13 protein-coding genes are annotated in these 14,766 nt (G+C 72.1%); 9 read left to right on the top strand and 4 right to left on the bottom strand.

The annotated features are described in order from the left end of the window. Positions 1–105 precede the first annotated feature (105 nt). From pepN to WML84_RS06550, 8 genes are all read left to right on the top strand, one after another. Entirely contained in the window at positions 106–2,673 is a 2,568-nt protein-coding gene (gene pepN, locus WML84_RS06585) for an aminopeptidase N (protein WP_347345344.1), read from the top strand. 98 nt (positions 2,674–2,771) lie between these two features. Next, complete coding sequence (locus WML84_RS06580; RefSeq protein WP_347345343.1) at positions 2,772–3,683, top strand: ATP-binding cassette domain-containing protein; 912 nt, start codon at positions 2,772–2,774, stop codon at positions 3,681–3,683. After that, a complete protein-coding gene (locus tag WML84_RS06575; RefSeq protein ID WP_347345342.1) occupies positions 3,680–4,492 on the top strand; it encodes an ABC transporter permease in 813 nt (270 codons plus the stop codon). The genes WML84_RS06580 and WML84_RS06575 overlap by 4 nt, the downstream gene beginning before the upstream one ends. Before the next feature lie 15 nt (positions 4,493–4,507). Then, a complete protein-coding gene (locus WML84_RS06570) occupies positions 4,508–5,800 on the top strand; it encodes a histidine kinase (protein WP_347345341.1) in 1,293 nt (430 codons plus the stop codon). Then, on the top strand, positions 5,800–6,459 hold the full coding sequence (locus WML84_RS06565) for a response regulator transcription factor (protein ID WP_347345346.1): 660 nt from the start codon (positions 5,800–5,802) through the stop codon (positions 6,457–6,459). The genes WML84_RS06570 and WML84_RS06565 overlap by 1 nt, the downstream gene beginning before the upstream one ends. A 42-nt stretch (positions 6,460–6,501) precedes the next feature. Continuing rightward, positions 6,502–7,743, top strand: a complete 1,242-nt coding sequence (locus tag WML84_RS06560) for a mechanosensitive ion channel domain-containing protein (RefSeq protein WP_347345340.1) — start codon at positions 6,502–6,504, stop codon at positions 7,741–7,743. Continuing rightward, a complete protein-coding gene (locus WML84_RS06555) occupies positions 7,740–8,213 on the top strand; it encodes a globin (RefSeq protein ID WP_347345339.1) in 474 nt (157 codons plus the stop codon). The genes WML84_RS06560 and WML84_RS06555 overlap by 4 nt, the downstream gene beginning before the upstream one ends. Next, positions 8,210–9,871, top strand: a complete 1,662-nt coding sequence (locus WML84_RS06550; protein WP_347345338.1) for an FAD-binding dehydrogenase — start codon at positions 8,210–8,212, stop codon at positions 9,869–9,871. The genes WML84_RS06555 and WML84_RS06550 overlap by 4 nt, the downstream gene beginning before the upstream one ends. 3 nt (positions 9,872–9,874) lie before the next feature. Here WML84_RS06550 and WML84_RS06545 read toward each other — a convergent pair whose 3' ends face one another. Further along, entirely contained in the window at positions 9,875–10,924 is a 1,050-nt protein-coding gene (locus WML84_RS06545; RefSeq protein WP_347345337.1) for a magnesium and cobalt transport protein CorA, read from the bottom strand. A 60-nt stretch (positions 10,925–10,984) separates the two neighbouring features. After that, entirely contained in the window at positions 10,985–11,656 is a 672-nt protein-coding gene (locus WML84_RS06540) for a hypothetical protein (protein ID WP_347345336.1), read from the bottom strand. Between the two features lie 70 nt (positions 11,657–11,726). On the opposite strand from WML84_RS06540, the gene WML84_RS06535 reads away from it, so the two are divergent. Then, the gene (locus tag WML84_RS06535; protein WP_347345345.1) at positions 11,727–12,566 is read left to right on the top strand and encodes an acyl-CoA thioesterase II; all 840 of its coding nucleotides are present in this window, start codon (positions 11,727–11,729) and stop codon (positions 12,564–12,566) included. Between the two features lie 15 nt (positions 12,567–12,581). Here WML84_RS06535 and WML84_RS06530 read toward each other — a convergent pair whose 3' ends face one another. Together WML84_RS06530 and ettA are read right to left on the bottom strand one after the other, a co-directional pair. Then, positions 12,582–13,091, bottom strand: coding sequence for a thioesterase family protein (locus WML84_RS06530; RefSeq protein WP_347345335.1), 510 nt, complete (start codon positions 13,089–13,091; stop codon positions 12,582–12,584). Beyond that, a complete protein-coding gene (gene ettA, locus WML84_RS06525; protein ID WP_347345334.1) occupies positions 13,084–14,766 on the bottom strand; it encodes an energy-dependent translational throttle protein EttA in 1,683 nt (560 codons plus the stop codon). The genes WML84_RS06530 and ettA overlap by 8 nt, the downstream gene beginning before the upstream one ends.

Genomic DNA, 14,766 nt, shown 5'->3' with positions numbered 1-14,766 from the left:
GCGCGCAGCCACGTCCGTCGCGAGCGGGGAAGCACATAGGCTAAGGGGGTTGTCGTCGGCGCCAGCGGCGTCATGGCCGAATCGCGATCCCCGGGAGTGCCACCAGTGCCAGGACAGAACCTCACCCGCAGCGAGGCGCAGGAGCGCCGCGCCGTCATCGCCCCGGCATCCGCGTCGGGGCCCGTCATCTCGTACGAGATCGCCCTCGACCTCACCACCGGTCCCGAGGTGTTCCGCTCCCGCACGGTGCTGCGCTTCACCGCGACCCCGGGGGCCTCGACCTTCATCGACCTGATCGCGCGCGACGTGCACGAGGTCGTCCTCAACAGCCGCGCGCTCGACCCGGCCGCCGTCTTCGCCGACTCGCGCATCCTCCTGGAGGGCCTCGAGGCGCACAACGAGCTGGTCGTCGAGGCGGACTGCCTCTACACGAACACCGGCGAGGGCCTGCACCGCTTCGTCGACCCCGTCGACGGCGAGGTCTACCTCTACTCGCAGTTCGAGGTGCCCGACTCGCGGCGCGTGTTCGCGGTGTTCGAGCAGCCCGACCTGAAGGCGACGTTCCAGTTCACGGTCACCGCGCCCGAGCCGTGGAAGGTCGTCTCCAACTCCCCCACGCCCGAGCCGAAGCGGCACGGCGACGGCACCGCGACGTGGCGCTTCGAGCAGACCCCGCCGATCTCGTCGTACATCACGGCGCTCATCGCGGGCCCGTACGAGGCGACGTTCTCGGAGCTGACGAGCGCCTCGGGCCGCGTCATCCCCCTCGGCGTCTACGGCCGCAAGAGCCTGTGGCAGCACCTCGACGCCGACTACGTCTTCGAGAAGACCCGTCAGGGCTTCGCCTATTACGAGGCGAAGTTCGGCGTGCCCTATCCGTTCATGAAGTACGACCAGCTGTTCGTGCCGGAGTTCAACGCCGGCGCGATGGAGAACGCGGGCGCGGTCACCTTCACCGAGACGTACGTCTTCCGCAGCAAGGTGACGGATGCCGTCAAGGAGCGCCGCGTCGTCACGATCCTGCACGAGCTCGCGCACATGTGGTTCGGCGACCTCGTCACGATGCGCTGGTGGAACGACCTGTGGCTCAACGAGTCGTTCGCCGAGTGGGCGTCGACCATCGCCACCGCCGAGGCCACCGAGTGGACCGAGGCGTGGACGACGTTCAACGCGATGGAGAAGACCTGGGCGTACCGGCAGGACCAGCTGCCCTCGACCCATCCGGTGGTCGCCGAGATCGACGACCTCGAGGACGTGCAGGTCAACTTCGACGGCATCACCTACGCCAAGGGCGGCTCGGTGCTCAAGCAGCTCGCCGCGTGGGTGGGCATCGACGCGTTCTTCGCCGGCGTCTCGGCGTACTTCCAGAAGCACGCGTGGTCGAACACCGAGCTGCGCGACCTCCTCGTCGAGCTCGAGGCCACGAGCGGGCGGCAGCTGACGACGTGGTCGAAGAAGTGGCTCGAGACCGCCGGCGTCAACACGCTGTCTCCCGAGATCGGGTCGGATGCCGCCGGCACCATCACGCGGTTCGCGATCGTGCAGACCGCGCCCGCGGACTACCCCACGATCCGGCCGCACCGCCTCGGCGTCGGCTTCTACTCGCTGCGGGGCGACGCGCTCGTGCGCGTCCACCACGTCGAGCTCGACGTCGACGGCGACCTCACCGAGGTGCCGCAGCTGAAGGGCCTGCAGCGGCCCGACCTGGTGCTCCTCAACGACGAGGACCTCGCCTACGCGAAGATCCGCCTCGACGAGACGTCGCTGCAGACCGCGATCGCGCACCTCGGCAAGATCAGCGACCCGCTCGCGCGCTCGCTCGTGTGGGGCGCGGCCTGGGACCAGACGCGCGACGGCGAGGCCGCGGCATCCGACTACGTCGACCTCGTCCTCGGCAACATCGGCGCCGAGACGGAGTCGACGACGCTCCGGACGACGCTCGGCCAGCTGCTGCTCGTGGCGAACTCGTACGTGGCGCCGGAGCGGCGCGACGCGACCCGCGAGCGGGTCGCGGACGCGCTGTGGAGCCTCGCGCAGGGTGCCGAGGCCGGCAGCGACAGCCAGCTGCAGTTCGTGACGATGTTCGCCGCGGCCGCCGCGACGCGCGCGCAGTGGGAGACCATCCAGGCGCTGCGCGGGGGCGAGCTGACGCTCCCGGGCCTCGAGATCGACACCGACCTGTCGTGGTCGCTGCTCGTCTCGCTCGCCGCGGGGGGCCTCGCGACCGCCGAGCAGATCGACGAGGCGCTCGCGGCCGACAACACCGCGAAGGGGGGCGAGTTCGCCGCGCAGGCGAAGGCGGCCATCCCCACGCGCGAGGCCAAGCGCGCCGCGTGGTCGTCGCTCGTCGACCGTGCCGAGCTGCCGAACACCGTGGTGCGCTCGGCGGCCCTCGGGTTCGTGCACCCGGCGACGCGCGACCTCCTGCGCGAGTTCGTCGACGACTACTTCGACATGCTGCTGCCGGTGTGGGACGACCGCACCTACCAGATCGCGAACTACCTGATCGTGGGCCTGTTCCCCGCTCCCCTCGCCGATGTCGCGCTGCGCGATGCGACGCGCGCGTGGCTCGCCGCGAACGTCGACGCCCCGCCGGCGCTGCGCCGTCTCGTGCACGAGAACCTCGCCGGCGTCGAGCGCGCCCTCGCGGTGCAGGAGCGCGACGCCGAGTAGCCCGCTCTCCGACGCGGTACCTGGGTACCACGCGGCGGCGCCGCTTCGAGACTCCGGGAGGACGCGCGACGACATCGCGGCTCCGTAGCGTCGGAGCCATGATCGTTGCAGAGAACCTCACGAAGAGGTACGGAGACAAGAACGCGGTGTCGGACGTGTCGTTCACGGTCCGCCCCGGCATGGTGACCGGATTCCTGGGCCCGAACGGCGCCGGCAAGTCCACCACCATGCGGCTGATCGTCGGCCTCGACCGCCCCACCGCGGGCCGGGCGACCGTCGGCGGCACCGAGTACGCCAGGATGCGGGCGCCTCTCAGCGAGGTCGGCGTGCTGCTGGACGCCAAGGCGGTGCACACCGGCCGCACCGCGCGCAACCACCTGCGGGCGATGGCCGCGACCCACGGCATCCCGCGCAGCCGCGTCGACGAGGTGATCGAGCTGACCGGCATCGAGTCGGTCGCCGGCAAGCGGGCGGGCAAGTTCTCGCTCGGCATGGGCCAGCGGCTCGGCATCGCCTCTGCCCTGCTCGGCGACCCGCACACGCTCATCCTCGACGAGCCCGTCAACGGCCTCGACCCCGAGGGCGTGCGATGGGTGCGCCAGTTCGTCCGCCACCAGGCGGCGTCGGGTCGCACGGTGCTGCTGTCGAGCCACCTCATGAGCGAGATGGCCCAGACCGCCGACCACCTCATCGTCCTCGGCCGCGGAAAGGTGCTCGCCGACGCGCCGCTCGGCGATATCGTGCGCGCGTGGACCACGAGCCGCGTCGTCGTGCGCACGCCGCGCGCGACCGAGCTCGCCCAGGCGCTCACCGCGCCCGACGTCACGATCGTCACCACCGCCGCCGACACGATGCGGATCGAGGGCGTCGCGGCGCCCGTCATCGGCGACATCGCCGCGTCCCGCGGCATCCCCCTGCACGAGCTGACCCCCTCGACCGGGTCGCTCGAAGAGGCGTACATGGCCCTCACCGGAGAGGCCGTGGAGTACAGGACCAAGGAGATCTCATGAGCACCCTCACCGCCCCCGCCCCCGCGCGCGCGACCATGGTCGCGCCGCCCGCCGCCCGCCTGAGCTTCGGTCGCGTGCTCCGCAGCGAGTGGATCAAGCTCGCGACGCTCCGCTCCACCTGGTGGTCGCTCGGCATCGCCGTCGCCCTGTCGGTGGGCATCTCGCTGCTCATGGCGGCGGCGAGCGCCGACTTCGGCGCCGGGTTCCCGGCCGTGTCCGCCATCGTCATGCCGATGCAGTTCACGATGCTCGTCGCCGGGATCCTCGGCGCGATCGCGGTCACGGGCGAGTACTCGACCGGCATGATCCGCTCCACCCTGGCCGCCGAGCCGCGTCGCGGCGTCGTGCTCGCGGCGAAGGCGCTCGTCGTCGCCGCGGTCCTGGCCGTCACCACGATCGTCGGCTACGCCGTCGCGATCGTGCTCACCGCTCCCATCCTGACGCAGCAGATCGACTGGTCGGATGCCGCGATGTCGACGATCCCGCTCGCGTACGGCGTGCTGTCGATGATGGTGTTCGCCCTCATCGGCCTGAGCTTCGGCTTCCTGATCCGCAACGGCGCCGGCGCGATCGCCGCGACGGTGGGCGTGCTGTTCGTCGCGCCGATCGTCGTGAGCATCTTCTCGGCGTTCGGCGAGTCGTGGCAGTGGATCGTCGACCTCGGGCGCTATCTGCCGATGAACGCGGCGGCGGCCGTCACCGCCCCGGGCGGCGGCGACGACGTCCTGCCGGCGCTCCTGGCCCTCGTGGCCTGGGTGATCGTGGGCCTCGGCGCCGGCTGGACGGTCCTGCGCACGCGCGACGCGTAGCCGTAGAGTCGAGCCGTGCCTCGAGCCCCCCGCAGCAGCTCCGCTCCGCCTTCGGCGGACGCGGAGCTGCTGCTGCCGCGTCCGCCCGGCGTCATCCGGCAGTTCTGGGCGCGGCATCCGCGCTGGGCCGACGCGCTCATCGCGCTGCTGTGCCTCGCGATGTCGTCCGGCACGCTCGCCGCCTCGGTGCGCTACGGCGATCCCGTGGGCGCCGGCATCACGATGGTCCAGCCGTCCGCGCCGGCCACGGCGGGGATCACGGTGCTCGTCGTCGCGACGTGCGCGGCGCTACTGGTCCGCCGCCGGCTGCCGCTCCTGCCCTTCGCGCTCGCGACCGCGGGCCAGGTGGCGCTCGTCTTCATGCCGGTGACCTCGTTCAGCCCGGCCCTCGCGGTGGCGGTGTACTCGCTCGCCGTCTACCGGTCGAACCGCTCGTGCTGGATCGGCTACGGGGTGGCCGTCGGCGCGGTGTCGGCGGTGGCCCTCCTGGCCGCGATGCTCGGCGCCGTGCTCTTCCCAGCCGTGATGAACGCGGCGCTCGACACCGGGGTCACGAGCCTCGTGGGCGCGCTGATCGGCGTCAACGTCGGCAACCGCAAGCGCTACCTGGAGGCCGTGATCGACCGCTCCCGGCAGCTCCTCGTCGAGCGCGACCAGCAGGCGCAGCTGGCCGCGGCGGCCGAGCGGGCGCGCATCGCCCGCGAGATGCACGACATCGTCGCGCACAACCTCACCGTCATGGTCGCCCTCGCCGAGGGCGCGACCGCGACGCCCGACCCGGATCGGGCGCGTGCGGCCACGGGGCAGATCGCCGAGACCGGCCGCGGCGCCCTGACCCAGATGCGCGCCATGCTGGGAGTGCTCCGCAGCGACGACGACGATGCCGCCCCGCGCGCGCCGCTCGCCTCGCTCGGCGAGGACTCGATCGCCCAGGCCGTCACGGCCGCGCGCGCGGCCGGCTTCCCGGTCACGCTGGCCACGACCGGCGGTGCGGACCTGCCCGCGGCGGTCCGGCTCGCCCTCACCCGCACCGTCCAGGAGGGACTCACCAACGCCATGCGCCACGCCCCGCACGCGACCGGCATCGACGTCGCGATCGTCTACGAGCCGGATGCCGTGCACGTCGCGATCAGCAACGACGGCGTCACCGGTCCCGTGCGCGCCGGCGGCTACGGCATCCGGGGACTGCGCGAACGCGTCGCGCACGTGGGCGGCACCCTCGAGGTCGGGCCGCGCGGGCACGGCTCGTGGGCGCTGCGCGCCCGCCTGCCGTTCGCGGCGGAGCCCGAGGGCGGTGAGGCCGCGTGATCCGCGTGCTGCTCGTCGACGACCAGGAGCTCATCCGCATCGGCTTCCGCCTCGTGCTCGAGGCCGAGCCCGACGTCGAGGTCGTCGGCGAGGCAGGCGACGGCCTCGCGGCTGTCGAGGAGGCGACGCGGCTGGCGCCCGACGTCGTGCTCATGGACGTGCGGATGCCGCGCCTGGACGGCATCGAGGCCACCGCTCGCATCGTGCGCGCCCTCCCGCAGACCCGCGTGCTCGTGCTGACGACCTTCGACCTCGACGACTACGCGTTCGGCGCGCTGGATGCCGGCGCCTCCGGGTTCCTCCTGAAGGACGCCCGCCGCGACGACCTGGTCGCCGCCGTCCGTGCGGTCGAGCGCGGCGACGCGGTGCTCGCGCCGCGCGTGACGCGCGAGCTCATCCGGCGGATGGGGCACGCCCCGGCGGGCCGGGCCGCGGCATCCGAGCTCACCGCGTCGCTCACCGAGCGCGAGCGCGACGTGTTCGTCGCGATGGCCCGCGGCCGCAACAACGCCGAGATCGCGCACGAGCTGTTCCTCAGCGAGTCGACCGTCAAGACCCACGTCGGGCGCGTCCTCGCCAAGCTCGGCGCGCGCGACCGCGTGCAGGCGGTGATCCTCGCCCATCGGCACGGCGTGGTCGATCCCGACGACATCGACTGAACACAGCTCGCGCGTAGGGTCGCAGACCTAAGATCGGGAGCGATGAACATCCTCGCCGCGGCATCCGACGCTCCGCTCACCTTCTGGGAGCAGGTGCTCGACGTCCTGATCGAGGTCGGCTGGAAGACCGTGGCCGTCGTCTCGATCGTCGTCGGCGCGTTCCTGCTGTCGTGGGTGCTGAGACTGCTGATCCGCCGGGTGGTGCAGCGCATCGTGCTCGGCGCCAAGAGCCGTGCCGAGGTCGCCGACACGCGCGCGATGGAGCAGTCTCCGCTCGCACAGGTGCGCGTCGTGCAGCGCACCCGCACGCTCGGCTCGATCCTGCAGAACATCGCGAACGTCACGATCGTCGTGATCGCCGTGATCCTCATCGTCTACACGATCAACGCCGACGTCATCGGGTCGTTCACGCTGCTGACGGCCGCGCTCGGCGCCGGACTCGGCTTCGGCGCGCAGAACATCGTGCGCGACGTGCTCAACGGCATCTTCATCGTCGCCGAGGATCAGGTCGGCATCGGCGACGTCGTCGACCTGGGCCTGGCCACCGGCGTCGTGGAGTACGTGAGCGTGCGCATCACGCACGTCCGCGACGTGAACGGCACGCTCTGGTACGTGCGCAACGGCGAGATCCTGCGCATCGGCAACATGTCGATGGGCTGGTCGCGCGTCATCATCGACCTCGCCGTGCCCGCCGACGCCCCCGTCGAGGAGGTCGAGGAGGCCATGCTCGCCGCCGCCCGCAGCCTTCCCGAGGAGGCGAAGTGGCGCAGCCGCATCCTCGAGCAGCCCGAGATCTGGGGCCTGGAGTCGGTCTCGGGCGACGCCCTCGTCATCCGGCTCGTGATGAAGACCCGCGCGGGCGCCAAGGACGACGTGGCGCGCGAGCTGCGCATGCGGCTGAAGAACGCGATCGACGAGCTCGGCCTGACACTCCCGCAGCTGAACTCGATCATGCTGAGCGGCCTCGAGGGCGCACAGCGCGTGCGGGGCGCCAACCCGCCCAAGACGCGCCCCACGCCGCTTCCCGAGGGGGCCGACCGGGTCGTCTGGAAGCCCAAGAAGCGCGGCCGCAAGCGGAGCAAGGCCCACCCCGCCGCGCCGCACACGGGCGCCGTGCACCTCCCGCCGCCGCCCCCGGTCGACCCCGCCCGCGGCGCGTCGCCGTCGGTGCCCGGCTCGGCGGCATCCGCACGGCCCGCGCGATCGACGCCGTCCACGCCGGTCACGCCGCCGGCGCGTCCCGCGCAGAGCTCGGTGGACGGTGCGGAGGACGAGGACTCGTGAGCGACGCGGATGCCGCGCCCCTGACCTTCTACGACGAGGTCGGCGGCCACGACACGTTCGTCCGCCTGGTCGACGCGTTCTACCGCGGCGTCGCGGGCGACGAGACCCTCCGCGCGATGTACCCGGAGGAGGACCTCGGTCCCGCGGCCGAGCGCCTGCGCATGTTCCTGGAGCAGTACTGGGGCGGCCCGTCGACCTACGGCGAGCGCCGCGGGCATCCCCGGCTGCGGATGCGGCACGCCGCGTTCCACATCGACCCCGTCGCGCGCGACCGGTGGCTCGCGCACATGCGGGCCGCGCTCGACGAGATCGCCCTGCCGCCGCTGCACGAGGCGACGATGTGGGACTACCTGCAGCGCGCCGCCTACGCGATGGTGAACACGTTCGAGCCCGCCGGGGCCGGCCCGGCGCGACCGGTGCCCGGGGCATCCCTTCCCCTGCGCACGATCACGGAGCGGGAGCGCGGATGACGGTGCAGCGCCATCAGGCCGACGTGCTCGTGGTCGGGTGGGGCCTGGCCGGGCTCGTCGCCGCGGCCGAGGCGGTCGCCGCCGGACGTCGGGTCGTGATCGTCGACCAGGAGCCCCGCACGAACCTCGGCGGTCAGGCGTTCTGGTCGTTCGGCGGCCTGTTCTTCGTCGACTCGCCCGAGCAGCGCCGCATGGGAATCGCCGACTCGGCCGAGCTCGCCCGCCAGGACTGGTTCGGCACGGCGGGCTTCGACCGACCGGAGGACTTCTGGCCACGCCGGTGGGCGGAGGCGTACCTGCACTTCGCGCAGGCCGAGAAGCGCGCGTGGCTGCGCGAGAAGGGCGTCGGGTTCTTCCCGGTCGTGGGCTGGGCGGAGCGCGGCGGGTACTCGGCGCGCGGTCCCGGCAACTCGGTGCCGCGCTTCCACGTGACGTGGGGCACCGGACCGGGCCTCGTGGCCCCGTTCCAGGCGACGATCGAGCAGGGCGAGGCGGAGGGGCTCGTCACCGTGCTCCCCCGCCACCGCGTGGTCGCGCTCCTCATGCACGACGGCACGGTGACCGGCGCCGCCGGCGACGTGCTCGCGCCCACCGCCGCTCCGCGCGGCGTCGCCACGGGCCGTGAGAAGGTCGGCGCGTTCGAGATCGTCGCGGGAGCGACGATCGTGTCGTCCGGCGGCATCGGCGGCAACCCCGACCTCGTGCGTGCGCAGTGGCCCGAGCGGCTCGGCACGCCGCCGCGCGACCTCCTGAGCGGCGTGCCCGCCTACGTCGACGGCTCCATGCAGGAGGTCTCGGCGCGGGCCGGGGCCCACCTCGTCAACGGCGACCGCATGTGGCACTACGTCGAGGGCATCCAGAACTGGGATCCGGTGTGGCCGGCCCACGGCATCCGTATCCTCCCCGGTCCGTCGTCGCTGTGGCTCGACGCCACCGGCCGACGGCTGCCGGTGCCGCTGTTCCCGGGGTTCGACACGCTCGGCACGCTCGAACACCTCCGCGGCACCGGACACGACCACTCGTGGTTCGTGCTGTCGCGGCAGATCGTCGAGAAGGAGTTCACGCTCTCGGGCAGCGAGCAGAACCCCGACCTCACCGAGAAGAACCTGCCGCTGCTGCTCGCCTCGCGGTTCGGCCGCGGAGCCGCTCCCCCGGTGCAGGCGTTCCTCGACCGCGGCGCCGACTTCGTGGTGCGGATGACGCTCGACGAGCTCGTCGAGGGCATGCGGGAGCTGCCCGGCGGCGACGCCCTCGACGGCGAGCTCGTGCGCCTCGAGGTCGAGGCGCGCGACCGCGAGATCGCGAACGAGTTCACGAAGGACGCCCAGATCGCGATGCTCCGGTCGGCGCGCGCGTATCGCGGCGACCGGCTCGTGCGGACGGCCGCACCGCACCGCATCCTCGATCCGAAGGCGGGCCCGCTCATCGCGGTGAAGCTGCACGTGCTGACGCGCAAGTCGCTCGGAGGCCTCGAGACCGACCTGTCGGCGCGCGTGCTGCGTGCGGGCGGCGAGGTCGTGCCCGGGCTCTACGCCGCGGGCGAGGCCGCCGGCTTCGGCGGCGGCGGCATGCACGGCTACCGGTCGCTGGAGGGCACGTTCCTGGGCGGATGCCTCTTCTCCGGCCGCATCGCCGGACGCGCCGCCGCGGCGGGCTGAGCGTCAGAGCCAGTTCTTCGCCTTGAAGACGCGGTAGAGCACGAACGCGAAGACGCCCATCGCCCCCAGCGCGATCGGGTAGCCCCAGGGCGAGTCGAGCTCGGGCATGCTCGAGAAGTTCATGCCGTAGATGCCGGTGATGAGCGAGGGCGCGAAGATGATGGCCGCCCAGCTGGAGATCTTCTTCGCCTGCTCGGTCTGCGCCAGGCTCGTCTCGGTGAGCCGCTGCATCTTCTCGTTCTGCACCTGGGCGACCAGGGTCGTGTGCACCGTGAGGGCGTTCTGCAGCGTCTGGCGGAACTCGTCGACCTTCTCGTTCACGCGGATGACGTGATCGAGCACGTCGCGCAGCGAGCGGCGCAGCTCGAGCGCGACCGGGTCGCCGGGCGCGTCGGCATCCATCCCGGCGGCCTCCGCGAGGCCCGCCCGCATGATCGAGATCATGCCCACGAGCGGGCGCACCGCCCGCTGGAAGTCCATCACCTCGCCGGAGAGGTCGTAGATGCGTCGCGCGACCGCGTCGTCGCCGCTGAACAGCTGGTCCTCGATCTCGTCGATGTCGTTCTCGAGCCCCGCGACCACCGGCTCGTACTCGTCGACGACCTGATCGAGGATCGCGTAGCAGACGCCGAGCGGACCGCGGGCCAGCAGGGCGGGATCGCGCTCGAGGCGCGCTCGCACGCGCGCGATGTCGGGCGACTCGGCGTGGCGCACGGCGATGACGAAGTCGTCGCCGACGAACAGGTGGATCTCGCCGAACTCGACCCGCTCCTCGGCGTCGAGGTAGCGTGCCGGCCGGAGCACGAGGAAGCGGTGGTCGCCGTACCGGTCGATCTTCGCGCGCTGGTGGCCGCGCACCGCGTCTTCGACGGCGAGATCGTGCAGGTCGAACTCCCGTGCCACGACGTCGAGCTCGGTGGCGTCGGGGCGGTACAGCCCGATCCACGCGAAGCCGCCCGGAGCCGAGCGGAGCGTCTCGAAGGTCTCGTCGAGGCTCTTCGGCGTCGCCGCCCGGTGCCCGTCGACGTACACCGCGTTCCCGATCACCGTCACCGCGTCATCCTCGCACGACCGCGCGGCCGTGGCGAGGAGGCGTGCGGGGATGCCGGGGCCTCAGGCGGCGCGCCCGGTCGGCCGCACCGGGGTCAGTCCCGAGCGCGCCGGGCCCTTCAGCAGCACGTGCCCGCGTGCGAGCGTCAGCCGCGTCCACGGGCCGGAGCGGAGGACCGCCACGGACTCCGGCGCGGCGAGGAAGCCGAGGCTCAGCGCCGCGAAGGCGACGCCCGCGGGCAGGTCGCCGAGCTCGGCCGACGGCGCGCCCCACACGGCGGCGCGGACCGCGCGCACGGCATCCTCACCGGCGTCGGTCGGCACCGCGCGTGCGACGTCCTCGACGCCGCGATCGGCCACCTCGCGCAGCGTCGTCGACGCCAGCGGCTCGCCGGCGGCCCAGCCGACGCGCGGCGGCGAGATGCCGGCCCAGGCCGCGGTCACGGCCGACTCCGGCAGGTCGAGCACGCCCGGCTCGCCGGCCGCTGTGAGGCGCGTGGCATCCACGACCAGGTCGCACACGAGCTCGGGGTCGATGCGCACGACGCGCATGCCCAGGATCGTCGGGGTCGCATCGAGCAGCCCGTGCGGGCTCAGCGGGCTCGCGCTGAGGGCGAGCACGCCGTCCTGCGCCTGCAGGCGCAGCGCGCCGTCGCCGGTGCGGGCGGCGCGTCCGGCGAACGTGAGCACGTCGGCCGCGGCACGGGGATCGGGGAAGAGGAGTCGCTCCGGCATCCGACCTAAACTACCAACCGTGACGCACAGAGAGCCCGCCTCCACGCCCGGAGCCCTCGCGGTGGCCGACATGCTGGCGGTGCTCGACCTCGACGACTCCGACGCCCGCACCACCGAGGACATCTTCACCGGACGATCGCAGCGGATGCCGTTCCGCCGCGTGTACGGCGGCCAGGTGCTGGCGCAGTCGCTCGTCGCCGCGACCCGCACGGTGCCCGAGGGGCGCCGTCCGCACTCGATGCACGGCTACTTCCTGCGGCCCGGCGACGACTCGCTGGGCATCACGTTCGCCGTCGACCGCATCCACGACGGCCGCTCGTTCTCGCGGCGCCGCACGCAGGCCTTCCAGGACGGCGTGCCGATCTTCTCGATGATCGCGTCGTACCAGGACGACGACGAGGGCCTCGAGCACGCCGCGGCCATGCCCGACGACGTGCCCGCGCCCGAGGACGTCGTCGAGTCCGTGCCCGACATCCCGGAGAGCCATCCGATGTTCCGGCGGCTGTTCACCGACCGCCCGGCCGAGCTGCGGCACATCCCCTCGCCCCTGTACCTGAGCGTCGACGGCGAGCCGCGGCCCGCGCAGGCGGTGTGGATGCGCACGCGCACGCGTCTGCCCGACGACCCTCTGCTGCACCGCGCGGTGCTCGCCTATCTCAGCGACATGACGATCCAGGAGCCGATCCTGCGCGCGCACGGCACGCCGTGGGCGACGCCGGGCCTGAAGGTCGCGAGCCTCGACCATGCGATGTGGTGGCATCGCGACGGCCGGCCCGACGAGTGGATGCTGTACGTGCAGGAGTCGCCGAGCGCGGGCGGCGGACGCGGGCTGTCGACGGGCCGCATCTTCGACCGTGACGGGCGGCTGCTCGCGAGCGTCGCGCAAGAGGTCATGGTGCGCGTGCCGTGACGCGCGGCCCCGTCGTCAGCGGCGGTGCGTGAAGTCGACCGGCTCGCCGAGGTACGGCGTCCACGCGGCACGCACCTCGTCGGGCAGCCGCACCGGGCGCCCGGTCGTGAGGTTCACGAGCACGAAGACCGCGTCGGCGCGCACGTACAGCTCCGCCGGCTCCAGCCCGCGCGGGCCGTGCACCTCGTAGCAGACCTCGACGCTCGCCCCGCCCATGCGCCCGAACCAGAGCTGGACGTCCAGCGGCTCGCGCTGGTAGGGCACCGGGCGGAGGTACTCGATCTCCTGCCGCGCGATGAGGGTGCCGACGCCCCCGGTGCCCTCGACCGAGATGACGGCGGTCGGGAACGCGTCGACGCCCTCGTCCTTCCAGAGCGCACGGACGCGCGCCTCCTCGAGGATCTTCAGCATCGCCACGTTGTTCACGTGGTTGAACGCGTCGAGGTCGCCCCACCGCAGGTGGATCGGGACGTGCACGCGAAGGCCGCCGGGGGCGGCCTCCGCGTCCGGTCCCTCGTCAGTCACGCGTGAGCTTCCGGTAGGTCGAGCGGTGCGGCTTCGCGGCATCCGGGCCCAGCCGCTCGATCTTGTTCGCCTCGTACGCCTCGAAGTTGCCCTCGAACCAGTGCCACTGGTCGGGCTGCTCGTCGGTGCCCTCGTAGGCGAGGATGTGCGTCGCGATGCGGTCGAGGAACCAGCGGTCGTGGGTGATGACGACGGCGCAGCCGGGGAACTCCAGCAGCGCGTTCTCGAGCGACTGCAGGGTCTCGACGTCGAGGTCGTTGGTCGGCTCGTCGAGGAGCAGCAGGTTGCCGCCCTCCTTGAGCGTGAGCGCGAGGTTGAGGCGGTTTCGCTCGCCGCCGGAGAGCACGCCGGCCTTCTTCTGCTGGTCGGGTCCCTTGAAGCCGAACTTCGAGACGTAGGCCCGCGACGGGATCTCGGTCTTGCCGACCGTGATGATGTCGAGGCCGTCCGAGACGACCTCCCACAGCGTCTTCTGCGGGTCGATGTTGGCGCGGCTCTGGTCGACGTAGCTGATCTTGACGGTCTCGCCGATCTTGAGGTCGCCGCCGTCGAGCGGCTCGAGCCCGACGATGGTCTTGAACAGCGTGGTCTTGCCGACGCCGTTCGGGCCGATGACGCCCACGATGCCGTTCGGCGGCAGGCTGAAGCTCAGGCCGTCGATGAGCGAGCGCCCGTCGAAGCCCTTCTGGAGCTTCTTGGCCTCGATGACGATGCTGCCCAGGCGCGGCCCCGGTGGGATCTGGATCTCCTCGAAGTCGAGCTTGCGCGTGCGCTCGGCCTCGGCCGCCATCTCCTCGTAGCGCGCGAGACGGGCCTTGGACTTCGCCTGACGGCCCTTCGCGTTCGAGCGGACCCACTCGAGCTCCTCGGCGAGGCGCTTGGCGAGCTTGGCGTCCTTGCGGCCCTGGACGGCGAGGCGCTCGGACTTCTTCTCCAGATAGGTCGAGTAGTTGCCCTCGTAGCCGATGAGACGACCGCGGTCGACCTCGGCGATCCACTCCGCGACGTTGTCGAGGAAGTACCGGTCGTGGGTGATCGCGATGACGGCGCCGGGGTACTTCTGCAGGTGCTGCTCCAGCCACAGCACGCTCTCGGCGTCGAGGTGGTTGGTCGGCTCGTCGAGCAGCAGCAGGTCGGGCTTCTGCAGGAGGAGCTTCGTCAGCGCGACGCGGCGCTTCTCGCCGCCGGAGAGGTTCGCGACCGACGCCTCGCCCGGAGGGGTGCGCAGGGCGTCCATCGCCTGCTCGAGCTGGGAGTCGAGATCCCACGCGTCGGCGGCGTCGATGTCCTCCTGGAGGGTGCCCATCTCGGCGAGCAGCGTGTCGAAGTCCGCGTCGGGATCGGCCATGAGCCCCGAGATCTCGTTGAAGCGGTCGACCTTCGCCTTGATCTCGCCGACGCCCTCCTGCACGTTCTCGAGCACCGTCTTCGACTCGTCGAGCTCGGGCTCCTGCATGAGGATGCCGACGGTGAAGCCGGGCGACAGCTTCGCCTCGCCGTTGGACGGCTGGTCGAGACCGGCCATGATCTTCAGGATCGTCGACTTTCCGGCGCCGTTCGGCCCGACCATGCCGATCTTGGCTCCGGGCAGGAACGCCATCGTGACGTCGTCGAGGATCAGCTTGTCGCCTACCGCCTTGCGGGCGCGGACCATCTGGTAGATGTACTCAGCCAT

This window comes from Microbacterium sp. (assembly GCF_039812165.1).
GTDB lineage: Bacteria > Actinomycetota > Actinomycetes > Actinomycetales > Microbacteriaceae > Microbacterium.
This window is presented reverse-complemented; position numbering and strand designations above follow the sequence as displayed.